Origin of the sequence: Streptomyces sp. NPDC127092 (assembly GCF_042722475.1) — a bacterium.
In the GTDB taxonomy this organism is placed as follows: domain Bacteria; phylum Actinomycetota; class Actinomycetes; order Streptomycetales; family Streptomycetaceae; genus Streptomyces.
In genome coordinates this window covers 137,890-159,714 of sequence record NZ_JBHXFE010000005.1, presented here as the reverse complement: position 1 = coordinate 159,714, position 21,825 = coordinate 137,890, and the positions used below count along the sequence as shown (strand labels likewise).

The window sequence follows — 21,825 nt, the reverse complement described above, 5'->3', positions numbered from 1 at the left end:
ACGGCAACGCGGAACGGGGAACGGGAAACGGGGAACGGGGAGAAGTGACCATGGATGTCGCTGTGGCAGGCGGACTCACGTACGGAGTGGGTGGACAGCGTCTGGACGTGTATCGGCCCGCGCCGGCAGCACACACCGCTTCACCCGTCGTGCTGCTCTGGCACGGAAGGGGGGCGGACGAGCGGGACGTCCTCGCACCGCTCGCCCGGGCTGCCGCTTCCCTCGGCGTGGTGTGTTTCGTTCCGGACTGGCGGCCGGACGCCGACGACGGCGGCCGGACCCACCTCCGTGCATCCGCGCTCTTCGTCCGGCAGAACGCGGGCGCATTCGGCGGGGACACCGGACGGATCGCACTTGCCGGCTGGTCCCTTGGAGCCAACGCGGCGACGGCCGCGGCCATGGACCCGCGCGCGCTCGACGGCTGGCGACCCCGGGCCGTCGTGGGCATCGCGGGCGCGTACACACGACCCCAACCGCTGACGGGCCGCACGCCGATCGACGAACTGGCAGAGGCGGAGGAATCGCTGCCGGCCGTCCCTGTCCGGCTGATCCACGGCACCACTGATCCTGTCGTGACCGTCCAGGAGTCGCGGCGCTTCCACACGGCGCTGCAGCACCGCGGCTGGCCCGCCTCGCTCGACGAGCCCGACGCCGACCACGCCGGCGTGATCATGACCGAGTACGAGCCCGAGTCCTGCCGCTGCCGTTCCAGCCACACCCCTCACGTCGTAGAAGCCGGAATCCGGACCGCCCGCCTCCTCGCCGACGCCGCCCACCGCATACCCCGCGCCTGCCAAGCGGTCCCCTGAGCCGTGAGCCTCCTGACCCCTGCGCTGGGCGTCGGCGCCCCGGAGAGGCCCGCACGAGCCTCGCGGCGCCGGCTCCTCCTGCGGTGCACCCGACCGGGTCGGCGGCCTGGTGGACTCAACCGCCCGGCCACGGACCATACTGGTCGGGCCCTGATCACCCACTGGACGGTTCCATGGCCAAGAGCAGCCCTTCATCAACCACTGCCCCCGACACCGCCTGGCTCGGATGTGGGCGTCACCGCGGGCCAGAGGCCGAGCGGGACGTCCGGCGCAATCTGATCGCGCTCAAGGCGGCCGGGGTGATCGACGACTTCCTGGACCTCGACCCCGTGGAGGCGGCCCGCTCGACCGACATGTTCCCCCGGGACGCGTCCGCCGACCCCGGTCCGTCGGCCCGCCGTCTCTTCGAAGCGCGCTGGCGGGTGACCGACGGCGCCACCGTGCGCGCCCAACTCACCACGTACGAGCCGGCGTCCCGCCGCGCCGACAGCGAGGGCGAGGTCGCCTGGGTGCTCGCCGCCGAGGCGGAGCGGCGGTGGGAGGCGAGCTGGCCCTCACCCGCCACCGTGTTCTGGCCCGACAGCGACCAGGTCGCCTGGGATCACGACAGCGTGGCGGGCGTGCGTCTGCGGGCGGCCAACTACCTGCCGAAGGACGACGGAGAGCTGCGGCGCCTGCTGCGTGAGTGCACCCGGCAGAGCTGGTTCATCCATGTCGTGGTGCACGAGGCGATGACACCGGACGAGCTGGGGCGACGACCGGTCACGGCGTTCCTGCCGCCGAGCCTGAGGCACCAGGTGATCGAGCACCGGGCCACGCCGGAGCAGGCGCTGATCGCCGACTTCGTGATGAGGCGCGAGCTGGGTGTCGGGCTGCCCCGCGGCGGTGCCGTCGTCCTTCCCTCGACACCGCAGGCCACGGGTTACGACGCCGAGCGCTTCACCGTACGCGACGTCTTCCTCGACGGCACGGAACCGACCGAACTTCTGCGCAAGGTCACGGAGTACGCCTCGCTGCCGCGTCCGCTGCCGGCCGACGCCGAAGCGGCCCTGACACGCCTCCGCCAGGGCTGGCACCTCCTCACCGACCACGAGGAGCTCGTCCACGCGCGGGCCATGGTCACCCGGTACGCCAAAGCGCTCCAGGCCATGACGGAGTCGTGCGACCTCTACCGCGAGGCAGCGGAATCCGCGCTGGCCGCACTGGCCGAGGCAACCGGGGGCAGCGGCCCGCCCGAGACGCCCGCGCCGGCTGCGGTCGACCAGGAGACCGCTCCACGGAAGGCCTTCACGAGAAGGCTCCCTCTCTTCCGTGGTCCGAACCGCTGAAGAGAGGCGGGGGTGAGTCCGGTGCTGCCCTCTGTGTCATGGTTCTCTGAGAGCTCCTGACATGTTGGACGAGGGCAGCGCTCCGGGCAGCGCTCCGGGCAGCGACCTGTCCGCGCGGGAAACGATCATTTCGCCGGTCACGACATCGACGGGTCGTCAGCGAATGTGGATGTGGCTGAGGGGCTGTTCGGATCGGATCCGCCGGACGGCCCCCAGTGGGCAGCGTGCAGGACCCCCTCGACGTCGCCGGCCCACCTGAACTGGTCCTCGTCCTCGTCCTGCTCCAGGATGCCGGCGGCCACGAGCTGGAGCAGGATCTCGTGCAGGGCTCGGCCCACCGGGTTCTCACTCCAGAAGACCCATTTCAAAGAGGCGAAGCGTTCATGCTCGCCGAAGATGCCGAGCGCCTTCCCCAACTGGTACGCCGCGCCGTCGGAGTCTGTCCAGTCTGCCAGTTGCTTGGAGAAGTCCATCGGTCGATGATGCCAGACGCCGGCGGGGCTCAAGCACCGGGCGTCGGGGCAGGGGCGGCGTGGGCTCCTGAGTGTGGCGGCGGGCACTCCCTGGGAGTGCGCGTAGGTGCGGACGAAGGTGTCGAGGGGTCTGGCCGAGCGGGAGTTCTCCCGCGGCCGCGTCGGTGGCGACGGTGGCGACGGTGGCGACGGTGGCGACGGTGGCGACGGTGGCGACGGTGGCGACGGTGGCGACGGTCAAGGCATACCCATCGCGCGCAGGGCACGCAGCAGGCGCAGGCGCTCCACCGCGGACCGGTCGTAGCGGCGGTGACCGCCGGCGCTGCGGGTGACACCACGCAGCAGGCCGCGCTCGGTGCAGTAACGGACGGCCTTGACCGACACGCCGACCTCGGCGGCCAGACCCCCGATCGTCCACTCGGACCTCATCCTTGAACCTCCCCCTGGGACGGTTGCTGACGTATGCCACGAGCCGCGCGGGCAGCCGTCCGGGCGGCGGATCGGACCTGCCCCGGCTGCGCGCGTCCTGGTGCGCGCGAGCGGGGCACGATGCAGAAGGGACCTTCTCCCATGGCGGACTTCATCCTGGTCGCGGGCGGCTGGCTCGGCGGCTGGGCCTGGCGCGACGTGGCCGGTGAACTGGCCCGGCGCGGTCACCGCGCGCGTCCCGTCACCCTGACCGGTCTCGGCGAGCGCAGGCACCTGGCACGTCGGGACACGGGCCTCAGCACGCACGTGGACGACATCGTCCACGTACTCGACCACGAGGAGGCGACCGGCGCCATCGTCGTGGGCCACAGCTACGGGATCTTCCCGGTGGTGGGCGCCGCCGACCGCAGGCCGGAACGGATCGGCAGGATCGTCTACCTGGACACCGGAGTGCCGCAGGACGGGGACACCGTGAAGGACGGCTTCATGGACGAGGCCCGCAGAGCCGCGGTCGAGGAGATGGTGGCCGCCGACGGCGACGGCTGGCGGTTCCCTCTGCCGCCCGAGGACCAGCTCGGTGAATGGGGCAGTCTCTCGGGAATGGACGAGGAGGCCCTGGCCAGGATGCGGCGCCTCGCGGCACCTCACCCGTACGCCTGCTTCACCGAACCGATCAGCCTGGGCGGGGCGGTGTGGAGCCTTCCGAGCAGCGCGGTCTTCTGCACGCACAACGGCGTGTCCATCGCGATGGTGGAGGCGCTCTACGAGGCCGGTGACCCGCGCGTGTCAGGCGCGGTCGGCACCGACGCGACCTTCTTCGAACTCGCCACGGGCCACTACCCGATGCTGTCCGTCCCCCTCGCGCTCGCGGACGTTCTCATCGACGCGGCTTCGGGCGGAGGCAGGCGCCTGGGCACGCAGACCTGAGCCTGCGGCACTGCACCGCGACGGCGCGGGCGGGTCGGTCGAACCGCGTGGAAGGGAATGCGCGCCTCCGGCGGCGAGGCGGCGGGCGCGACGGCGGAGGCGTTCGTCCGTATCTCGGTCACGCAGGTAACGGCCGGCGACGTCTCTCCGTACCTCGGTCGTTCATGCGCCGGCCATCCGCAGGTTCACGACCGGCGATACGTTTCGCCGGTGGATATGCCCACCGGAGCCCGTTGGCTCGCGATAGGTCTGGGGGCCCTCTTGGTGCTCGCCAACGCCCCCGCGCCGCGCCGTCTACGAGCCGACGAACCCGCCGTACGGCTGGCGGCGTGGCTGGACGTGTCGGACGCCCTCTCCATCGCCTCTCTCTTGCTCAGCAGTCTGCTCGACAGCACCGTCCTCTTCGGCGTCGGCTGCGGCATCTGGGGCGCCGCCACGGTGGTGAGGATCGCCCGCGTCGTCCGCGCACGCCGAAAGCTCCCGAGCGCTCCCGCGGACTCGGTTCGCGACGGAACCGGCATCGACGACTGACGGCGCTCGGGTGGGTGGGCAGGGGCTGCCGCGCCGTCGGCCGATCCGGAAGCGGCTCTCGCGCCCTTGGCCGCTCCCCCGCCGTCGGCCGCGCCCTGGCCACTCCCCCGCCGTCGGCCGCGCCCTCTAGCCGCTCCCCCGCCGTCGGCCGCGCCCCCTAGCCGCTCGCGCGCCCCCCGCGCCGCGCCCCAGGCCGCTTCAGTGTCGACGGTACGCAGGGCCTCTCGGCGCGGAGCGGTTTCGGGATCGGCGGTCGGTCCAGAACGCGGGGCGTGCGCCGAGGGTCGAGGCCTGAGGCGTCACCCGCCGTTCCGAGCCACAGAAGGGCCGTTCGCGGGGCGATTGTTGGCCGGGCGCTGACCTGTCCCTGCGCGTCTGGGCCTCTAGCATTCGAGCACCCCCGCCCGTACCGGCGGGGTACGGGGGTCAGACGTCTGACATGTGCATGATAGTTCAACCGTTGCCGGCTGCACCACCCCTCCGTACGGCCCGCTCCTCGATCCACCGCAACAGGTCCGTGACGGCCGCCCGACCCTACGGCGCGCCGCACCCCCCAGCTCGCGGCCGGACGCCCCCGCGTTCGCCCGGCACCGAAGCACCGGATGGGAGAAGCATGAGAATCCCCTTACTGGTGAGCGGAGCGATCATCGCCCTGTTCGCCTCCGTCCTGCCCGCGCAGGCAAGCCCCTCGTCGATCGCCGACCCGCCCCCGGACAGGATCGTCATCGACATCGCCACGGTGAACGGCTCCGGCTGCCCTCTGGGTACGGCCGCCGTCGCCGTGTCGGAGGACAACACCGCCTTCACCGTCACGTACAGCGAGTACCTGGCGCAGGCGGGCGGCAACTCCTCCCCCACGGCAGCCCGCAGGAACTGCCAGCTCAACCTTCTGGTGCATGTGCCCCAGGGGTTCACCTACGCGATCGCCAGCGCCGACTACCGCGGCTACGCGTCCCTCCAGCCCGGAGCGAGCAGTACCGAGAAGGCCTCGTACTACTTCCAGGGATCGCCGAACACCGCGTCCCGGACGCACACCTTCCGAGGCCCGTACGAGGACAACTGGCAGGCCACCGACGCCACCGACTGGGCGCAGCTCGTGTGGGCACCCTGCGGCGTGCAGCGGAACTTCAACATCAACACCGAGCTCCGTGTGGACGCCGGCACGTCGAAGCCGGCGGCCACCAGCTACATGACCATGGACTCCACCGACGGCGACATCAGCACCATCTACCACCTCGCGTGGAAGCAGTGCCCCAGGAAGTGACGCCCTGAGAGCCCGGCCGGGTACGCCTTCCCGGCCGGGCTCTGTTCCCGAACAGTCGCGCGTCCGGGGTACGGTCCCTGGCCGACCGACAAGGCGTACTCGTCCCGGGCGATTCGCCGTCACCCGCAGCGACGCGGAACCCGGGCGGTGGGCAATCTGTACGGCGGGCTGCTTCTAGCGGTCCGAGCCCCAGCGCCAGAGGAGTTCGCCACCTTCGGGCACCGCGGCCCAGCGGGCGGCGGCCGCGTCCAGGCGGGGCCCCGTTCTCGCGAGAGCCTCCGCGTCCAGCGGCGCCGGGCCGACGCCGCGGCCTTCCGTGGAGAGGCTCCGCCAGACCCGATAGGCCCAGTTCACCGACAGCTCGGCCGCCATGACGGCGTCGCCGCCCCGGCGCAGCACCTTCAACCCGGAGCGGCGGTGCCGCCCCGGCGTGACGAGCTCGAAGCCCTGAAAGGTGGCGCCGCGCGCCGTCGCGCCCCAGAAACCGTCCTCGATGCCGAGGGCCGTCTCCACCACGGCGTGCACCAGGTCGTGCGGCATGCTGGGACCGTCCGGCTGGGCGGGGAGCCTCACGTCGGGCCCCTTTCGGGCGCGGACCAGAATCTCGTGCTGATTGCCCGGCAGCTTCCGGAAGACCATCTCCATCACACACGACGGTAGGCGGGGCCGCCCCGTCCGCCAATCGCTTTTCCCGGATCCTGGTCGCGCAGGACGGGGAGCAGCCAGCAAACGTTCGGACGAACCACAGCTGGGAAGAGCCCGTGAACACCGCCGCCCGCCTGCCGGCCCACCGGATCGGTAAATCCGGCAATCCGCCGAGTGGAGACGCCTTCAACGGTCTGCCGTTGGCGTGCGCGTCCAGGCGGTGGCCGCCCGCCGCCCTCCTCCCATGCCCTGGGTCGCCATCTGCTGACGCCATTGACGGGTGTGAGCCGTGCTGTCACGATGCCGAGCGGCATTCCCATCCTCAGATCGGATCCCCGCAGATGACCCAGCGCAGGACCCGCTTCACGATGCGCGCCGCCGCTGTCCTCGGGCTCTTCGGCCTCCCCGCCGCCCTTCTGACTGCACCAGCAGCGCAGGCCACGACCTCACAGTGCGCGTACACCTGGATCCCCGGCGCCGTCTACGGCGAGGTCACCGATGTGACCCTCATTTCCCAGGGCCGGACGCTGAAATTGTGGAACGACAAGGGCGCTGATCTCTACAGCTATGCGGAGATCACCTCCGGCTACCAGTCGGGCGACCAGGTCTGGATCGACCGGAGCTACAACCACATGCCGCTCGGGGACAGGCACCCCAGCAACTTGCAAGTCGACATGAACGGCGGCTGGTTCCAGTGCGGGCCGTTCAGCCGCAGGTATTCCGGCGTCGTCAACAGCTGGCACTACGCCGTACGCGCGTGCATGCGACCCGTCAACGGTATCTCGCACTGCGGTAGGTGGAACGTCGACCAGTAGTTGTCACCAGCCCGGACGGAGGCCGAACCCGACGAGCGGTCGCGCGGCGTCGCTCGCCCTCGGGCGTACTCCCGAACCGGCTCCACGCCTCGGTGTGTCCGGTCAGCTCTCGGTGTCGGGCGGCGACCGCGTCGGCGCCCCGGCCGAGTGTCAGTGGTCATGCCGAGCGACGACCGTTCGTAGCAGCCCCGGCCGAGGGTGGCTCCGCAGGCGCCCGCTGTGGCCGGCGAAGCCGGCCGAGCCGGGTGTTGGTGAGGCGGTCGCTGTCGGGGCCGGGGTCGGGGTGACGGGTACTGGGACGCGCCGCGGCCGGGTTCACGCGAGCGACGGCCAGCGGTCGGCGGCCCACTCCAGCCAGCCCGGCGATCCAGGAGGCGGATTGCCGATCTCGTTCCCGCCGAGTTCGGCCGCGTCGGGCTCCTCGAAGAGCGTCCTCCACTGAACGAGGTCCGCTTCGCTCATCGGGAAGGTCTGATCCGGGGTGGCCGACTGGCGATGGGCGATGCGAGCACGTTGGGTCTCATGGTCCACCGGCACGTACACGAGGCGGCAGTCGGCCCCCGCGGACTGCACCAGCCAGCGGATCGCGGACCTCTCGTCACGGGACCAGCAGCCGAAGTCCAGGACCGCATTGGTCCCCACTCTGAGCGCCTCCAGGCCGAGCCAGAGCAGCCGTCCTTCCAGCACGTCGCGCTTCCCGTCCGCCTCGGGCTCGCCGAACAACGGAATCATCCACTCGTCAGGCGTCAGTCGCAGGGCGCCGTACTCCTCAGCGAGTTGTCGCGCCCTCGTGGTCTTGCCGGCTCCGGGCAGGCCGATCATCAGGAACAACGTGCTCACATCTTGATCGTAATCGGGAAGAGCAAGTGATACGGCATGCTTTTTGATGGCAAGGCGGCGGTGTTCCGACCCACGCGCTTCTCGCCTCCCCGCGGTGGCCTGTGATCTCCGGCTCGGAGGCGCGCGGTGGCCGTCCTGGAGCGCCTCACCCAAGTGAACCCGACGATCAAGGGCGGGGCGATCAGCACGCCCTGTGCCGAGGCGCTCTGCCGCCGGGCGCGTCCGGCGGGTCCGGTGGACCCGGCAGGTCCGCCGGGCGCTGAGCGGTCAGGTCTGCGGCAGGTTGCCCGTCTGTGCCGCTCGGTCGTTGCCCTTGGCGTAGCCGGCCACCGCCGCGCTGACGAGTGCGTGGGCCGTCGAGTCCGTGGGGTCGATGTACTGCAGGGCGATGTAGCGGTTCACCGGGGCCTCGAAACGCTTCTCACCGGCCAGGTACAGGTCCTTGGTGTCCTGTCGGATCTGGTCCTCGATGCTGCCCTTCTTCTCGTCGAGAGCCTGCTCGCCGTACTTCCCGAGGATGTCGGTGATCATCTGCTCCACGAAGGCCGCGCCGGTGTCCATGGCCACCGGCACGAGGACCGCTCCGACGCCGACGCTCGCGGCCGTGGAGGGCAGCGCCGCGACGCCCGCTCCGACGAGGGCCCCGGTGCCGAGTTCGATCCACCTCTGTGTCTTCTCGTGCGCCTTCTCGTACGCCTCGTACGCCTTCTCCCCCTCGGCCTTGATCTGCTCACCGCGAGCGTGGTCGAGCAGCCCCTGCACCTCCGCGCCGGTCGTGATCACGAACAGGGCGGGGCCCTGGTCGGGCAGCGGAGTGTTGTGGTCGGGGCGCACCATCGTGTCCAGTCGGGCGGTGGTGGCGATCTGCTCGGCCAGCGAGACGGTCTCGTAGGCATCGGGGTGCTGTCCCAGAGCCGTCAGGAAGTCGATGGCGACCTCGCGGCTGACCGTGACGTGCGAAGCGTGATCCGCGAGACGCGGTGCGAAGACGCTCTGCTGGCCGCCGTTGTCGAGGGCCCAGTGGAGGTCGTCGATGTATCCGGCGCCGATGCGTCCCATGCTCTCCGCCAACGCCTCCTGGTCCTTGAGCAGCTTCGCGTCGCTGTACGTCTCCATGACGCTCTGGGTGAGCTTCGCGGTGGTCTCGTCCTGGACGAGGACCGGCCGCGGATCGTCCCAGGCGTGCCCCAGCGTCGCCGCCTCCAAGGCGTGGCCGAGCGCGGACGGCACGTACGCCTCGGTGCCCTTCGTGTTGTGGGGATCGTTGCGGCCGACGTCCGGGAAGGACTCAGCGCCGCCTTCGCGTGCGAAGTAGTCGAGATAGTTCGTGACGGGCTGCCCGTCCTCCTTTCCGAGGTCGGGCTGGACACCCACCTTGAGCGTCCCGTCCGTGTCGTACGCCGGCGGTGGCTCCTGCGTGAAGAACTGTTTCGACGCCTCGGGGCTGTGGCCGAGGGCTTCGAGGACGCCGGTCAGCGGGTCGTAGCCCGCCCCGTTGAGGCCGGACGGATTGAAGATGTTCTGCTGCCAGGCGTCGCGCTTGTTGTCGGCGAACATGTGCGGGTACTTCTCGTGCAGTTGGACCACGTGTCCGGCGATCGGGTTGAGGAAGCGCGGGTCGTAGTCGCCGTAGCGCAGGATCCCGGCGAGCGCCTGGTATCCGTACACCCCCATGGTGTCGCCGGGGTACAGGGGCAGCTTCTGGGTGCCGAGCCTGCGGAACTCGGCCGACCAGTCGCCGAGCGGGTTGACGGGGACGCCGTTGCCGCCGGGTACGAGGATCCTGCTGTCGGGGTCGGTCGCCGTGGCGAGGGTGAGGCCCAGGTTCCGCTGGAGGTCCTGGACGTCCTTCAGCTGCTCTTCCTTGGGGCCGGCGGTGGTGTGCGTGTCCGTGGACATCTGGGCGAAGAGGTCCAGGGTCCCCTTGGGGCCGAGTTTCTCGTAGAAGGAGGTGGTGAACTCGACGGACGACTGGTTCGCCGCCAACAGCTGGTTGAGCTGGAGGAGTTCGGCATGGGTGAGGCTCCTGCCGGTAGCTCCCTTGGCGGCCAGCTCGTAGGCGCGCTGAGCCTCCTCCGCGTCCAGGCTGGTGTACTTGGGGACGGTGAAGTCGTGGGCGTCGCCGACGTTCGCCGCCAGGGCGAGCCGGAGTGACTCGTCATCGGCCGTGCAGCCGGCGACGATGGCCCGTATCCGCTCGGTCCAGGCGTCCAGATCGGCCTTCTCCTCGGCCCGTGCTCGATCCATGTCCGGGTCGTGGCGGGTCGAGGCGTCGGCGGACACGGGGTACCGGGCCGTGACCAGGCCCTGGCTGTCCACGACGATGCCCGCCTTCTCCGCGCCGTCGACGATCTCCTGGAGGGCGTCCTTCGCCCTCTTGAACGCGGTGTACCCGTCGAGCAGGAGCTGGTGTATGCCCTTGGCCTCCTTGGCCGCGTCGTCGAACTCCTTCGCGACCTTGCGGATGAACGCCTGGCTGACCTCCGCGTTCACTCCCGCCCAGTCCGCCTTGTCGGCCTTGCTCTGCATCCCGTCGCGGGCGTCGCCGGCCAGCAGCGCGAGCTTGCTCGCCATCGCCGACCAGTCGTCGACAGCGGTCTTGAGCTTGTCGAGCGGCGCGTGCATCACGTCGAAGTACGTCAGCATGGTTCGCCCCCGCCTACTTCAGCAGCTCGTTGATCCTGGACACGGCCATCAGGTCGCCCCGGATCTCCGCGTCGTCCTTGGCGTGCGCCGCGACCGAGTAGTCCAGGTGGTTGGAGATCTGCGCGCAGGCGTCCCGCAGGGTCCCCAGCTGCGTGTACCACCGTTCGTGCAGCTGCATCAGCTGGGCGCCGCAGGTGAACTGGGCGGCGGTGAGCGCCGCTGCCGCCTCGTAGTTCGACACCCGTACGGTCTCGGCGTCGCGCTTCACCCCCTCGTACAGCGCGTACGCGTCCGCGCCGATCGGGCCCAGTGCGTCGCTCTTGACGGCCAGGTCGGGCGTGGCGCCGCCGCCTCCGGTCTGGTTCAGCCGCATCGCGACGGCGGGCTTGTCGACCGCGTCCGCACCCGCCTGCCGCCATTCCTCCTCGAACGACATACGTTCCCCCGCTTCGATGTGTCGTGCGTGTCAACATGTCGTGCCTGGTGCGCGTGTCGTGCAGTCGCTCGCGTGTCGTACCTGGTGCGCGTGACGTGCAGTCGTTCTCGTGTCGTGCCATGGTTCGCGTGACGTCAGTCGCTCGCGTGTCGTGCCGTGGTTCACGCGCCTTGCCGTCGTTCGCGTGCCCTGCCTTGCCATGGTTCTCGAGATGTGCCATGGGGTACGTGCCGTGCCCTGTGTGCCGCGTGCCGTTCCCATCGGTACCAAGCGCTCACCGTACGGACGCCTGGCCGTCGGCGCCAGAGGCGGGTGAGCCGTACCCGGGCCGTCGGGCCGTCGGGCGGTCGGGCGGTCGGGCCGTCGGGCCGTCGGGCCGTCGGGCCTTACAGATCAGGCCCCGTCCTTGAGCCGGGAGAGGTGAGCGGCGCGGTGGGAAGGCTACGTTGCGGCCGCCCGCATCAGTTCGGCGGTGCGGGGATCGGCCGGGAAGAACGTCTCGATGGCGATCTCGTCCAGCGTCACGTCCCGCGGCGAACCGAACACCGTCGTCGTGTAGAGCAGCGCGAGTTCGCCGTGGTCGGTCGCCAGTCGCAGGGGAACCACCAGGTCGTCCGCCGGACCGTATCCGGAGGGTCCGGACGGGTCCGCCGCGGGGGCGGGGTAACTCTCCAGCTCGGCGAGGAGTTCCGCGAGGCCGGCGAGCGCCGTCCGCTCCCACTGGCGCCGGACCCGGCGCAGCACATGGGCCCGCCACTGGGCGAGGTTCAGGATGCGCCCCGCCAGGCCGTCGGGGTGCAGCGTCGCCTTCAGGACGTTGAACCGCGGGTCCGTGCCCCCGTCCCCCGCGCCGCGGACGTCGCCGAGGAACAGCTCTGCCGCGCGGTTCGCGGCCACCAGCTCCCAGCACACGTCGACCGCGAGCGCGGGATGCGGTTCGTGCCCCCTCAGGACCGCTTCCACCGCCTCGCGCGCCGCGCCCAGGTCGGCGAGTGCACGCTCCGGGTGTACCGGCGCGAAACCTCCTGCCATGTAGAGGGCGTTGCGTTCGCGCAGCGGCACCTCCAGCTCGTCGCACAGACGCCGGATCATGTCGCGGCTCGGATTCGCCCGCCCCGTCTCGATGCAGCTCAGATGCCGGGTGGACAGCTCGGCGGCGAGCGACACGTCGAGCTGGGAGCGCCGACGGCGCTCGCGCCAGCGCCGCAACAGCACTCCGACGGGTTCAGTGAGGGGCGTCGTCATGGCTCCCAGGCTTCCCGGCCGCGCGCGCAACGGCAATGACCTCGGAGGTCATCGACAGTCGGACTCCGCAGCCCGCACAGTCGTCCACCGGAGGCACACCGACGGCGGTTGTCTCCTCGCAGCGACGACCCGACGAAAGGATTCCGGCCATGACCGAGGTGACCGTCCAGCACATCCAGCACACTTGCGCCCAGCCCGTCGAGGAGTACGTACGGTTCTGGAACGCCGACACCGAGGAGGAAGGGCACCGCGCCGCGGCGGCCGCCTTCGCCGACGACGTCGAGTACTGCGCGCCCATCGGCCTCCTGAGCGGCGCCCAGGCCCTGGGGGACTTCCGCGAGCGGTTCGCCGGCCACCTGGGCGCCGTCGAGTTCCGCCTGCGCGAACGCCCGCAGACCCACCACGCCCGCGCCCGGATCGCCTGGGAGGTCCTCACCGGGGACGGCGCCTCGTTCGCCATGGGCACGGACATCCTCCAGTTCGACGCGTACGGGCGGATCAGCTCCGTCACGGTGTTCCTCGACCGCGCGCCCGAGGGCTTCGATCCGGAGGCTCAGGACGCGGCCGCGTCCTGAGCGGCGAGCCCCTCGCCATGGACGAGGGGCTTCTTCACCCACCACCGCCGGTCGGAGCGCGTGGCCCCGACCGGCTGGGTGGCCAATGGGTCAGCAGCAGGCCGGGTCCCCGGCGACCGAGTGCCGCACCTGGGACGCCGGGCCGTGGGCGACCGCGGTGGCCGTGGCGATGCCGAGAACGCTGAGGGTGATGGCCGCGGCCACGAGGAGCTTCTTCATGTCGTTCCCTCTTTCTCTGTTGTCTTTTTCGTTGTGCCGCCTGGTGCTCAGTCCTCGAAGTCGGTGCCTCGGCTGACCGATTCCCAGGCCCGGGCCTCCGCCAGGGCCGCCTCGGCGTGGGCGGTGATCGCGTCGAACGCGTCGTTGCCCAGGGCGAGTCGCAGGGGCGTGTGCTCGCTGTCGAGCGCCCGCAGGATGGCGGCGGCCGCCTTCTCCGGGTCACCGGCCTGCTTGCCGTCGCTGTCCGGAAGCGCTGTACGCACCGCGCCGACGGTCTCGGCGTACTCCGGCATCTCGGCCGTCAGTTGCAGTGCGCCGCCACCGGCGAACGAGGTGCGGAACGAGCCGGGTTCGACGATCAGCGCCTTGATCCCGAACGGGGCCACCTCGGCCGCGAGCGCCTCCGTCAGCCCCTCCAGGGCGAACTTGGTCGCCGAGTAGGCACCGACTCCGGGGAAGGACAGCCGCCCTCCCATGCTGGTCATCTGCACGACGGCGCCGGACTTCTGACTGCGCATGTGCGGCAGGACCGCCCTCGTGAGTCGGGCGGGTCCGAAGAAGTGCAGCTCCATCAGGTCCCGGAGTTCCCTGTCAGTGGTCTCCTCCACCGCGCCCACGAGGCCTCGGCCGGCGTTGTTCACCAGGACGTCGATCCGGCCGAATCGTGCGACCGCCTCGGCGACCGTCGCGTCGACGGCGTCGGCGTCCGTGACGTCCAGGGCCACCGGAACCAGCCGGCCCGGATACGTCGCCGCGAGCTCGTCCAGGACGGCCGGTCGACGGGCCGCCGCGATGACCGTGTCACCGGCGTCCAGGGCGGCCTCGGTGATGCTCCGGCCGAAGCCGGACGTGGCACCGGTGACGAGCCACACCCTCCCGGGCGCGGACGTGTCCGGCCTCGGATCTTGCGTGTTCAATCCCCCTCCTCGGCTTTCCCGCGCCGCCTGTGGAGCGGCGCACCGCGAGCATGCCCGAGCGTCTTCCGGCCGTGTTGCCGTTGCGTCGCCGACGTCTTCTCCTTCCGTACCGAGCCGGGTACCCCTTCCGCACCGAGCCGGATTCCCCTTCCGTACCGAGCCGGACGGGGGCGCGGTGCGGCGCGGCGCGGGAGTTGCCGGGGCGGGGCCCGGTGGAACCGGATGGGGCCGGGTGGGGCCGGGCGGACCTAGGCCGTTTCCTTCGGATCACCTTCTACGGTCTTGTCCGGCCTGGATACGGTGATGGCATGACGACAATCCTGCGGCACCCCCGACCTGGATTCATGTGGGATTGGTGGGCAGTGGACGCTCACGGCTTCCTCGTGCAGTTCAGTGGCGGGCCTGCTCCTGAGGATCTACTGGTGCATATGGATCGTGTCGACGCCGCGGCTGCATGGGCCGAGGAGAACTCTCCCGCATGGTTCGACGATGCTCCCTCGACGCTTCACGCCTTCAACTGCCACGGCGAGCTGCCGGTCTACACCCGCAACAGCGTCCCGGACTCCCCGTTGCGACTGTCCGACGCCCCGGCAGCCATCGCCGACGTCGCGGCTCTGGTTGAACTGCACAAGGCAGTGGGAGACACCTGGACGGTTTACCTCGACCAGGGATGGGTCTAGGCAGCCCGGCTGGAGTGACCTGGCTGACCAGATGAAGATGGTGGCGGTGTGGAGTCCGGCGAGGTAGATGGTGGCGGTGTTGTAGTAGCGGGTGGCCAGCCGCGTCACTGCTTGAGCCTGTCGATGCACCGCTCGACGGTGTTGCGCTGTTTGTAGGCCTCGCTGTTCGAAGGCGGGTGGACGGCCGCCGGACCGGCCTCGTCTTTTCCGATTGACGATCTGGTCGGCGGGATGCGGGATCACCGCCCCGATCCCGCGCCGGCTGAGGTGGATCCTGATCGCGCGGGACGAGTAGGCCTTGTCGGCCAGCACGACGTCCGGGGTGGCCTGGGCCGGCCGATCGACCGCGGCACCCGTAAGCGGGCGCGGAGTCGACCGCGACGACCCGGTCGAAGTCGCCTTCGGCGTCGGCCTGGACCAGCAGAGCGGTGAAGACGCGCTCCCAGTTCCGTCGGCAGCCCTCTTACGCAGCTGGTTGTGACGCCCCCCCGGACGGGACTCGCCTCCCTCGTTTTCTCCGGTTCTCCGGCCGCTCGTCCCCGTCAGGCCTGCCCGGCCAGGGCCTGCTGCCGGTACTCGCGCGGGGAGATGCCGTAGGCGGCCCGGAAGGCGCGGGTGAACTGGGAGGCGCGTGGCATGCCCCAGCGGCCGGCGAGCACGTGGATGGGCAGGGTGCGCAGCGAGACGTCCGCCAGTTCGGCGCGGATCCTCTCCAGCCGCTGGGAGCGGATCCACGCGGCGACCGTCTCGTCCGGGAACCGCTCGCCGAAGACGCGGTGCAGGTGGCCGAGGGAGATGTGGTGCGCGGCGGCGACGGTCCCCGGGGTCAGCCCCGGGTCGGGCAGGTGCTGCTGGATGAAGGTCCGGATCCGTGCGACCAGCACCTCGTGCCGGGTCTCCGGCGGGAGGGCGGCCTCGGCGTTCAAGGCGTCGGCGAAGAAGGCGGAGACCAGGTCGAGCACGACCGTGCCCAGACGCGGCGCGTCGGACGGCCGGAGGGCATGGGCCTGCCGGTCGAGGCCGGTGAGGAAACCGGCCAGGAGCGCGCCCGTGCCGTTTTCGACGGACAGCCCGTGTCCGAGCACCCGTTCCACCTGGTGCGGCGGCAGGGTCAGCGCGGTCCTCGGGAGGTCCACGCCCACTCCGGCGACAAGGCCCGTCTGCCCCTCGGCCGCAGGAGCGGAGGCATGCGCGAGGGCTTCGCACGCCTGCCAACTGGAGTCCACGAGGATGCCGCCGGCACCGACCGCCGCTGTCCCTCCCCGCTCGTGAGTCTGTGTCAGGCCGCCGTCGGTCAGCAAGGAGAGGTGGTAGAACTCGGAATCCGCCTGGCGCACCCGGCGCACGCTCCGGCGGAAACGCACGGTCGGGAACGACGTCCGCCAGACCGTGACCGGTCCGAGCTCCATCACGCGTAACTCCGCTCGGAAGTCGGCAGCATGGTCACTGGTGGCATCGCTCGCGCGCGTACGGTCGATCAGCTCCCGCCAGCGGTCGAACCGCTCCTCGGCGGGGACGTCCTCGCTGCGGAACACGGTCCCGATCACTGCTGCACCCTCCGTCCTCCCCGCGGGGATCGGCACGTCCTTCAGGTGAGGGCTGGTCGTCTCCCCCACCTCAAGGACGCCATGAGACGTAGGGATGTTGCACGCCACGCACCATGCCGGGAGCCGGTCGACCGCGTGCTGAGACGACGACCGCCGCGAGCGGGACCGCGCCGAGTCCGTCCGGGAGTCCGGGAGTCCGGGAGAAGGTGCTGATCTGGAGCACGGCACGCTGCCCATGCTCATGCCTTGTCCTGGGCTCGCGGACGAGGGTGAGCGGCTTCCGCTGCCGCCGGGACTCGGCGCTTGTGAGGATCCCTCGGCGTTGAGAACATTCCCTCCATGTCTCGTTCGATGGCCACTGCAAGCGACTTCGACGTCCAGGAATTCGGCGACCAGAGCCGGATCGACATCCGGAGCACCATAGATCCCCTTTCCCTCCAGGCTGACCGCTCCCAGAAGGCCGGCTTCCAGGACGCCCTCGCTTCGGCTGTCTCAAAGGCGACGAAAGGGGTTTTCACGCACGATGTCGAAGTGACCCTGGTGTGGCTGATCGAGGAGTCCCGTCGCTACCAGACCCACATGGTGGCCGACCTCGACAACGTCATGAAGCCGATTCTGGATGCAGTCACGGGACCTGACGGCATCATGATCGATGACAATCAGATTCAGTCGATCCGCGCCTCATGGATGACTCCCGGGCAAACAGGCTTTGAACTGCGGTTCACGGCGTTGACGGCCGACGACTACCTGTCTTGTCGCGAGGGGCTGAGTTTCGTGGAGTTCAGTGCGGACCGCTGCTACATCTTGCCGGGAGTCGAGAGGTCGATTCAGGCGGCTGTCGTGCGTGGGTACCGTGCGGCACTCGAGAGGTACCAGGAAATGCTCAGCGGAGGGATCTCCGAGCACGCCGCACGGAGCGTTCTTCCGTCGGTTCGCCCGTTTCCTCGCGCGCGACTGGGGAAGTTCAAGGTGCTTCACCACACCGAATTCTGACAGTCGCTGAACCGCCCGTTCACCCGGGTGAGGACGAGGTACGCCCCGATCGCTATGCCCATTCCGCTGTCACGCCCATGCTGCCGGCTGGGATCCCGCCTCTCCTGGACCGTGACGTCAATGGGTGATGCAGCGGGCTGTCGGATGGACAATCCACGTGCACCGATTGATCAAGCTGGGGAACACTGTGCCGATGAGCTCCGCAGCCTCTCAGACATCGCAGGAACGGGCCCTACGGCATGTCGCAGAACTGGCCTCGGGCCTTCCGATGGACCCGACACTGCGAGTGACCCTCAACTTCCACCCGGACCGGCTGGTGCACGGCAAGCCGATCCTGGACGCCATGGGCGAGGACGGCGTCTATCGCTCACAGTTCGTCACGGGGACCAGCAACGGCGGACTGACCGCGCACCCAGGCGGCGACCGGTGGCGCTGGGAGAGCCGCATCTTCGACGGGGCGTACGACGAAGCGACCGCTCACGAGCGGCCCGTCTACGGGGCATTGAACTTCCGCCGCAAGCCGGTCGGCGGGGCTCCGCGGTTCGGCTCGGCCCACTTCCGGCTGGCTGCCGAGACGCTGGCGCGGACCACGTTCTGCTACCCGGACAGTTTCCTTGAACCTTCGGATTTCGGTGTAGCGGCCCGCATGGGGCTCCTCGAGCTTGCCCTCGCCGATCGTCAGGACGAGCTTGACGACTACATCGAGGCTCAGGTGCACGGGCCGGTCCGGCTGCACTGCCATGTGGAGGCTCTGGTCTTGGACCCCTGTTACCGAGGCACGACGGTCGAGGCCGCGGCTCTGCGTCTTGGCTGCCCGGTGGAGTGGCACCCTGGCTTCCGACTCGGTGTTGAAGAACTCCGACGTCACCCCGGCTACCGCGGCCAGGAGTACGTCGACCTGGGCACGCAGATCGCGATCGACGGCGTGCTCGATCCTCGGATCGTCGGAGATGCTGCACGCGCCGGCCGCTATGACCCCCAGGCGGTCAAGAAGGTGTGGCACTACCTGGCGCGATTCGGGGCGACCTGGAAGGCCACTGACAGACCGGCGGCTCCGGCGCCGACGGAGAAGGCTGCACTCGATGGCCTTCGTTGAGGCGCTGGTACCGGAAAGCTGTGGGAGTTGTTTCGGGCTGTGTCACCGCGATCATCTATGTCGTCACCTCGGGGTGCACCTGGCGGCACCTGCCACCGGTCTTCGGGGCCTCATGGCAGACGGTCCATCGGCGGTTCTCCGAGTGGACAGCGGCGCGGGTGTGGGCGAAGCTCCACCGTCTGGCGCTGGACGAGCGCAGCGCCCGCGGCGAGCTGGACTGGTCGAGTGTGCAATCGACTCCGTGAACATGTGAGCCCTCAAGGGGGGAGCTGACAGGACCGAACCCTGTCGATCGTGGCAAGAAGGCTCGAAGATTCACCTGATTGCTGAATGGACCGGTCTGCCCCTCCCCATCGGCATCTCCGGACCGCGTCGGCGACGTCCCGCCAAGCTGTACGACGACAAGGGCTACGACTACGACGGTGGCTTGGCTGTCCGGGTGCCGTCGTCTGCACCGCCGCTACGAACGCAAGGCCGAACATGTCCTTGCCTTCGCCGGCATCGCCGCAACCCTCATCTGCTACCGGAGATGGCCCAACTGAGACGATCTCTCAGTACTCCGTCGTTTCGTTGTTCCACTTGTGGCTGGCCCTCGACGTCACGTCCTGGATCTGCTTGACGAACAACTGGAAGAGCAGCTTGGTCGCTTCGGTGTCCCCGAGGCTGAGGCTGAAGTCCCCGTGCTGTTCCGGCTTCATGCCGACGTACCCGCTGAGGTTTCCTTCGGCGCCCGAACCCGTCGGGAAGGTGCGGTTCGCGCCGAAGATCCTGCGTAGTGCCGCGGCTGCTCCGGAGTTCCCGGACAGGGCCATGTTGTCCGGGCTGAACAGCAGTTCGTGCGCGCCGGGCTTGAGGGTGAACTCCAGGACGCGAGTCGCCGGGCCGCCGACGACCCTCGTGCCGGCGCCCGCTGTCTTCTTGTGGTCCGCGTAATGCTGGTCGTGCTGGCTCTTGTAGTAGCGGTACGCCTGGTCCATGTCACCGAGGTGGTTCCTGACCGGCATGGCACCGACGGTGGACCCGGGTGCGTCCTTGGCCGCGTGGAAGTTGCTCGTGATCTGTGCGTCGCCCTGGTGCTCTCGCAGCCACGCCTCGGTGCCCGCCAGTTTGCCGGCACCGTTCCATTCGAGGATCGCGTCGGCTTCCTCGATGGTCATGGTCCGGAAGACCCGTAGTTCCTTCTGTCCTTCCCTCGCCGCCTGCGCCGTCAACGCCGTCAGGAGCTGGTTGGCCACGGCCGTGAGGATCACGTTGAGACTCCGCGCCCCTCCCGGCGCGGTGGGGGCGACCGCGGGGCGGTCTCCTGCCTCACGTTCCCAGTAGCCGTCCGTCCAGAGGTCCTGGATGTTGTCCGGGGTCCGCACCCGCTGCACGGCCCCTGTCTGCTCGCCGCGCTGCGCCGGCACCGGCTCCGTCGCCGGCGGGGCCGTGGCGAGTCCGGGTCCGGGTTCGGACAGTACCCGGCGGGCGTTCGCCTCGGCCGCGCGCTCGAAGCGGTCGGAGGGGTCGGACACCCGCAGGCCGCTGCCGTCGTCCGTACCGGCCACCGGTCCCTGGCGCTGCTGGATGACGTGGGTGAGTTCGTGGGCGAGCGTGTGCCGGTCCCCTCCGCCGCGGCCGATGACGACGTGGTTGCCGGACGTGTAGGCGCGGGCGCCGATCTCGGCGGCCGAACGCTGGGCCGCGGCATCGTCGTGGACGCGTACGTCGGAGAAGTCCGCGCCCATACGTGACTCCATGTCGGTGCGCGTGGCCTCGTCCAGCGGCCGGCCGCCGGAACGCAGCACATCGGGGACGGTGGAGCGCTGCACCGGGGCCTGCCCGGGCCGGTGGTGGCCGCAGCCGTCGTCGTGCTGGTGCCGCTCCTCGCCCGGCCCGCCGGAGCGTGCCGCCCTCCGCATCATCTGAACGACCGCTGCGTTGCCCGCGCTGCGCTGCAGGGCCGGCAGTGCCGTGGCGGAGATCGACGCCGCCTCCGCAGACTCGACGGCGGCCGTCGTGGCCGGGGGGCGGGTCGGGTGGCTGGTCGGGCGGGCCGCACGCTGGGCTTCCACCTCGTCGGACGACTTCCCGGGCTTGTGCGTACGCATGCGGAGCAGGCCTCTCCCCTGAGGTTCGTTCAAGTACCTCCTGGGTACCGCGAACGGGCCCGCCGGGTGAAGGGCGATTCGGGCAGAGTCGGCCGAGGATTCGAGGCCGCGGCGACGCGGCCGGTTGCCCTTTCGCGCAACTTCCTTGCACCTGACCCCATCGGCCGCCTGGGGCCCGGTGTGGCGGCCGCCGAGACGGCTCGGCTCGCGGAACTCCGCGCCTGAGCACGTTCGAATCCCCCTCGCCCAGCGCGGCCCGTGAATCTCCGTTGCCTTCCCGGCAGGCGGTGACCTACCTTCCCGATCATGCTGCCACCAGTGGAAACGGATGAAGAGCGGGACGCCGTCGTCCCCGACGAGACGGTGATGCGGCCCGCCGTGGAGGACCTCTGTGCGCGCCTCGGCCTCGCCGGTCGTCCGCTGACCCGTTTCCCGGACGGGTCGCAGCCGGTCTACGCGGTGGGCGACGACCTTGTCCTCAAGCTGTTCCCGGGAGCCGCCGCGCAGGACGGCATCGCGGAAGGCCGTGTCCTCGCGCACGTCCAGGGACGGCTGCCGGTGCCGACCCCGCAGGTACGCGACTTCGGCCCGTACGAGAACGGCTGGCGGTACGTCCTGATGTCCCGGCTCCGCGGCGAGAACCTGGTCGCCGCCTGGGACCGCGTGCCGCGGAGCCACCGCGAACGGCTCGTCACCGAGATCGGCGAGACCCTGTCGGTGCTCCACTCCCTCGACCACGGCCCCCTTGAGGACGTCCTCGGCCCCGGCGACTGGGGCGCGTTCCTGGACCGCCAGCGTGCGGGTGCGGTCGAACGGCAGCGCGACCGCGGACTGCCGGACTCCTGGCTGGAACAGATGCCGGACTTCCTTGCCTCGGTTCCCCTGTCGCGCGAGCCGCAGCGCTCCCTGCTGCACACCGAGGTCATGCGGCAGCATTTCCTGGTGGATCCCGACGGGTGGCGGCTGACCGGACTGTTCGACTTCGAACCGGCCATGATCGGCGACCGCGCGTACGACTTCGTGGGCGTCGGCCTGTTCGTCACCCGGGGCGATCCGGCCCTGCTGGCCCGCCTCGCCAAGGCGTACGGCCACACGTTCGCACCGCCCGAACTCCTCGCGTACACCTTGCTGCACGTGTACAGCGACCTCCCCTGGTACATGCGGGAACTACACGCGCCTGCCGAAGGGACGCTGCACTCCCTCGCGGAGGCGTGGTTCGGCACGGCGTGACGAACGTCCGGCACATCACGCATCACACAGCCCACAGCCCACAGTCGGCAGCGCACGCCGGCAGCGGCAGCGCACAGCACGACTCACGCG

Annotated in this window: 23 protein-coding genes and 2 pseudogenes; 13 read left to right on the top strand and 12 right to left on the bottom strand. The window is 70.1% G+C overall.

Annotated features, from left to right (window positions below):
* Positions 1–50 precede the first annotated feature (50 nt).
* Entirely contained in the window at positions 51–809 is a 759-nt protein-coding gene (locus ACFWJO_RS06395; RefSeq protein ID WP_386863668.1) for an alpha/beta hydrolase, read from the top strand.
* A 173-nt stretch (positions 810–982) separates the two neighbouring features.
* Complete coding sequence (locus tag ACFWJO_RS06390; protein ID WP_386863667.1) at positions 983–2,137, top strand: hypothetical protein; 1,155 nt, start codon at positions 983–985, stop codon at positions 2,135–2,137.
* 137 nt (positions 2,138–2,274) lie between these two features.
* On the opposite strand, the gene ACFWJO_RS06385 is transcribed toward ACFWJO_RS06390, so the two are convergent.
* Together ACFWJO_RS06385 and ACFWJO_RS06380 are read right to left on the bottom strand one after the other, a co-directional pair.
* Entirely contained in the window at positions 2,275–2,610 is a 336-nt protein-coding gene (locus ACFWJO_RS06385; RefSeq protein WP_386863666.1) for a hypothetical protein, read from the bottom strand.
* Positions 2,611–2,847: 237 nt separating this feature from the next.
* The gene (locus ACFWJO_RS06380; RefSeq protein ID WP_386863665.1) at positions 2,848–3,039 is read right to left on the bottom strand and encodes a MerR family transcriptional regulator; all 192 of its coding nucleotides are present in this window, start codon (positions 3,037–3,039) and stop codon (positions 2,848–2,850) included.
* 141 nt (positions 3,040–3,180) lie between these two features.
* Between ACFWJO_RS06380 and ACFWJO_RS06375 the strand changes: the two genes are divergently transcribed.
* The 3 genes from ACFWJO_RS06375 to ACFWJO_RS06365 all read left to right on the top strand — a co-directional run bounded on the left by ACFWJO_RS06375 (position 3,181) and on the right by ACFWJO_RS06365 (position 5,761).
* Positions 3,181–3,966, top strand: coding sequence for an alpha/beta fold hydrolase (locus ACFWJO_RS06375; protein ID WP_386863664.1), 786 nt, complete (start codon positions 3,181–3,183; stop codon positions 3,964–3,966).
* A 210-nt stretch (positions 3,967–4,176) separates the two neighbouring features.
* Positions 4,177–4,497, top strand: coding sequence for a hypothetical protein (locus ACFWJO_RS06370; protein WP_386863663.1), 321 nt, complete (start codon positions 4,177–4,179; stop codon positions 4,495–4,497).
* 613 nt (positions 4,498–5,110) lie between these two features.
* Positions 5,111–5,761, top strand: coding sequence for a DUF4360 domain-containing protein (locus ACFWJO_RS06365; RefSeq protein WP_386863662.1), 651 nt, complete (start codon positions 5,111–5,113; stop codon positions 5,759–5,761).
* A gap of 174 nt (positions 5,762–5,935) precedes the next feature.
* Here ACFWJO_RS06365 and ACFWJO_RS06360 read toward each other — a convergent pair whose 3' ends face one another.
* The gene (locus ACFWJO_RS06360) at positions 5,936–6,406 is read right to left on the bottom strand and encodes a hypothetical protein (RefSeq protein WP_386863661.1); all 471 of its coding nucleotides are present in this window, start codon (positions 6,404–6,406) and stop codon (positions 5,936–5,938) included.
* 341 nt (positions 6,407–6,747) lie between these two features.
* Between ACFWJO_RS06360 and ACFWJO_RS06355 the strand changes: the two genes are divergently transcribed.
* Entirely contained in the window at positions 6,748–7,221 is a 474-nt protein-coding gene (locus tag ACFWJO_RS06355) for a hypothetical protein (RefSeq protein WP_386863660.1), read from the top strand.
* Positions 7,222–7,536: 315 nt separating this feature from the next.
* On the opposite strand, the gene ACFWJO_RS06350 is transcribed toward ACFWJO_RS06355, so the two are convergent.
* The 4 genes from ACFWJO_RS06350 to ACFWJO_RS06335 form a co-directional block, all read right to left on the bottom strand.
* A complete protein-coding gene (locus ACFWJO_RS06350) occupies positions 7,537–8,061 on the bottom strand; it encodes an AAA family ATPase (protein WP_386863659.1) in 525 nt (174 codons plus the stop codon).
* A gap of 267 nt (positions 8,062–8,328) precedes the next feature.
* Positions 8,329–10,707: a hypothetical protein gene (locus ACFWJO_RS06345; protein WP_386863658.1), complete on the bottom strand. Its 2,379-nt coding sequence runs from the start codon at positions 10,705–10,707 to the stop codon at positions 8,329–8,331.
* 13 nt (positions 10,708–10,720) lie between these two features.
* Positions 10,721–11,143 (bottom strand): hypothetical protein, encoded by a 423-nt coding sequence (locus tag ACFWJO_RS06340; RefSeq protein ID WP_386863657.1) that lies wholly within the window; start codon positions 11,141–11,143, stop codon positions 10,721–10,723.
* A 441-nt stretch (positions 11,144–11,584) separates the two neighbouring features.
* A complete protein-coding gene (locus ACFWJO_RS06335; RefSeq protein ID WP_386863656.1) occupies positions 11,585–12,388 on the bottom strand; it encodes a helix-turn-helix domain-containing protein in 804 nt (267 codons plus the stop codon).
* A gap of 149 nt (positions 12,389–12,537) precedes the next feature.
* Here ACFWJO_RS06335 and ACFWJO_RS06330 point away from each other — a divergent pair, with 149 nt between their 5' ends.
* Positions 12,538–12,963, top strand: a complete 426-nt coding sequence (locus ACFWJO_RS06330; protein WP_386863655.1) for an isomerase — start codon at positions 12,538–12,540, stop codon at positions 12,961–12,963.
* 90 nt (positions 12,964–13,053) lie between these two features.
* Here ACFWJO_RS06330 and ACFWJO_RS06325 read toward each other — a convergent pair whose 3' ends face one another.
* Together ACFWJO_RS06325 and ACFWJO_RS06320 are read right to left on the bottom strand one after the other, a co-directional pair.
* Positions 13,054–13,182 carry a hypothetical protein gene (locus ACFWJO_RS06325; protein WP_386863654.1) on the bottom strand — a complete coding sequence of 43 codons (129 nt, stop codon included), beginning with the start codon at positions 13,180–13,182 and terminating at the stop codon, positions 13,054–13,056.
* 47 nt (positions 13,183–13,229) lie between these two features.
* A complete protein-coding gene (locus ACFWJO_RS06320; protein ID WP_386863653.1) occupies positions 13,230–14,099 on the bottom strand; it encodes an oxidoreductase in 870 nt (289 codons plus the stop codon).
* A gap of 308 nt (positions 14,100–14,407) precedes the next feature.
* On the opposite strand from ACFWJO_RS06320, the gene ACFWJO_RS06315 reads away from it, so the two are divergent.
* A complete protein-coding gene (locus ACFWJO_RS06315) occupies positions 14,408–14,779 on the top strand; it encodes a hypothetical protein (RefSeq protein WP_386863652.1) in 372 nt (123 codons plus the stop codon).
* A 27-nt stretch (positions 14,780–14,806) separates the two neighbouring features.
* Here the strand turns inward: ACFWJO_RS06315 and ACFWJO_RS06310 are convergent.
* Both ACFWJO_RS06310 and ACFWJO_RS06305 read right to left on the bottom strand, forming a co-directional pair.
* Positions 14,807–15,138, bottom strand: a pseudogene (locus tag ACFWJO_RS06310) (transposase); the annotation flags it as partial.
* Positions 15,139–15,321: 183 nt separating this feature from the next.
* On the bottom strand, positions 15,322–16,326 hold the full coding sequence (locus tag ACFWJO_RS06305; RefSeq protein WP_386863651.1) for a helix-turn-helix domain-containing protein: 1,005 nt from the start codon (positions 16,324–16,326) through the stop codon (positions 15,322–15,324).
* Between the two features lie 351 nt (positions 16,327–16,677).
* Between ACFWJO_RS06305 and ACFWJO_RS06300 the strand changes: the two genes are divergently transcribed.
* The 4 genes and pseudogenes from ACFWJO_RS06300 to ACFWJO_RS06285 all read left to right on the top strand — a co-directional run.
* On the top strand, positions 16,678–17,319 hold the full coding sequence (locus ACFWJO_RS06300; protein WP_386863650.1) for a RusA family crossover junction endodeoxyribonuclease: 642 nt from the start codon (positions 16,678–16,680) through the stop codon (positions 17,317–17,319).
* A 268-nt stretch (positions 17,320–17,587) separates the two neighbouring features.
* Positions 17,588–18,415: a DUF3626 domain-containing protein gene (locus ACFWJO_RS06295; protein ID WP_386863747.1), complete on the top strand. Its 828-nt coding sequence runs from the start codon at positions 17,588–17,590 to the stop codon at positions 18,413–18,415.
* A gap of 20 nt (positions 18,416–18,435) precedes the next feature.
* Complete coding sequence (locus ACFWJO_RS06290; RefSeq protein WP_386863649.1) at positions 18,436–18,660, top strand: transposase; 225 nt, start codon at positions 18,436–18,438, stop codon at positions 18,658–18,660.
* 177 nt (positions 18,661–18,837) lie between these two features.
* Positions 18,838–18,930, top strand: a pseudogene (locus ACFWJO_RS06285) (IS5/IS1182 family transposase); the annotation flags it as partial.
* 36 nt (positions 18,931–18,966) lie between these two features.
* On the opposite strand, the gene ACFWJO_RS06280 reads toward ACFWJO_RS06285, so the two are convergent.
* On the bottom strand, positions 18,967–20,505 hold the full coding sequence (locus ACFWJO_RS06280) for a DUF4157 domain-containing protein (RefSeq protein WP_386863648.1): 1,539 nt from the start codon (positions 20,503–20,505) through the stop codon (positions 18,967–18,969).
* Positions 20,506–20,811: 306 nt separating this feature from the next.
* On the opposite strand from ACFWJO_RS06280, the gene ACFWJO_RS06275 reads away from it, so the two are divergent.
* Positions 20,812–21,735, top strand: a complete 924-nt coding sequence (locus ACFWJO_RS06275; RefSeq protein ID WP_386863647.1) for an aminoglycoside phosphotransferase family protein — start codon at positions 20,812–20,814, stop codon at positions 21,733–21,735.
* The last annotated feature ends 90 nt before the right edge of the window (positions 21,736–21,825 follow it).

What these genes read in the sequence shown, in the direction of transcription:
- ACFWJO_RS06395 (WP_386863668.1), top strand. Translation starts at nt 51, where the DNA reads ATGGATGTCGCTGTGGCAGGCGGACTCACGTACGGAGTGGGTGGACAG.
- ACFWJO_RS06390 (WP_386863667.1), top strand. Translation starts at nt 983, where the DNA reads ATGGCCAAGAGCAGCCCTTCATCAACCACTGCCCCCGACACCGCCTGG.
- ACFWJO_RS06385 (WP_386863666.1), bottom strand. Translation starts at nt 2,610, where the DNA reads ATGGACTTCTCCAAGCAACTGGCAGACTGGACAGACTCCGACGGCGCG.
- ACFWJO_RS06380 (WP_386863665.1), bottom strand. Translation starts at nt 3,039, where the DNA reads ATGAGGTCCGAGTGGACGATCGGGGGTCTGGCCGCCGAGGTCGGCGTG.
- ACFWJO_RS06375 (WP_386863664.1), top strand. Translation starts at nt 3,181, where the DNA reads ATGGCGGACTTCATCCTGGTCGCGGGCGGCTGGCTCGGCGGCTGGGCC.
- ACFWJO_RS06365 (WP_386863662.1), top strand. Translation starts at nt 5,111, where the DNA reads ATGAGAATCCCCTTACTGGTGAGCGGAGCGATCATCGCCCTGTTCGCC.
- ACFWJO_RS06360 (WP_386863661.1), bottom strand. Translation starts at nt 6,406, where the DNA reads ATGGAGATGGTCTTCCGGAAGCTGCCGGGCAATCAGCACGAGATTCTG.
- ACFWJO_RS06355 (WP_386863660.1), top strand. Translation starts at nt 6,748, where the DNA reads ATGACCCAGCGCAGGACCCGCTTCACGATGCGCGCCGCCGCTGTCCTC.
- ACFWJO_RS06345 (WP_386863658.1), bottom strand. Translation starts at nt 10,707, where the DNA reads ATGCTGACGTACTTCGACGTGATGCACGCGCCGCTCGACAAGCTCAAG.
- ACFWJO_RS06340 (WP_386863657.1), bottom strand. Translation starts at nt 11,143, where the DNA reads ATGTCGTTCGAGGAGGAATGGCGGCAGGCGGGTGCGGACGCGGTCGAC.
- ACFWJO_RS06335 (WP_386863656.1), bottom strand. Translation starts at nt 12,388, where the DNA reads ATGACGACGCCCCTCACTGAACCCGTCGGAGTGCTGTTGCGGCGCTGG.
- ACFWJO_RS06330 (WP_386863655.1), top strand. Translation starts at nt 12,538, where the DNA reads ATGACCGAGGTGACCGTCCAGCACATCCAGCACACTTGCGCCCAGCCC.
- ACFWJO_RS06325 (WP_386863654.1), bottom strand. Translation starts at nt 13,182, where the DNA reads ATGAAGAAGCTCCTCGTGGCCGCGGCCATCACCCTCAGCGTTCTCGGC.
- ACFWJO_RS06315 (WP_386863652.1), top strand. Translation starts at nt 14,408, where the DNA reads ATGACGACAATCCTGCGGCACCCCCGACCTGGATTCATGTGGGATTGG.
- ACFWJO_RS06300 (WP_386863650.1), top strand. Translation starts at nt 16,678, where the DNA reads ATGGCCACTGCAAGCGACTTCGACGTCCAGGAATTCGGCGACCAGAGC.
- ACFWJO_RS06295 (WP_386863747.1), top strand. Translation starts at nt 17,588, where the DNA reads ATGGACCCGACACTGCGAGTGACCCTCAACTTCCACCCGGACCGGCTG.
- ACFWJO_RS06280 (WP_386863648.1), bottom strand. Translation starts at nt 20,505, where the DNA reads ATGCGTACGCACAAGCCCGGGAAGTCGTCCGACGAGGTGGAAGCCCAG.
- ACFWJO_RS06275 (WP_386863647.1), top strand. Translation starts at nt 20,812, where the DNA reads ATGCTGCCACCAGTGGAAACGGATGAAGAGCGGGACGCCGTCGTCCCC.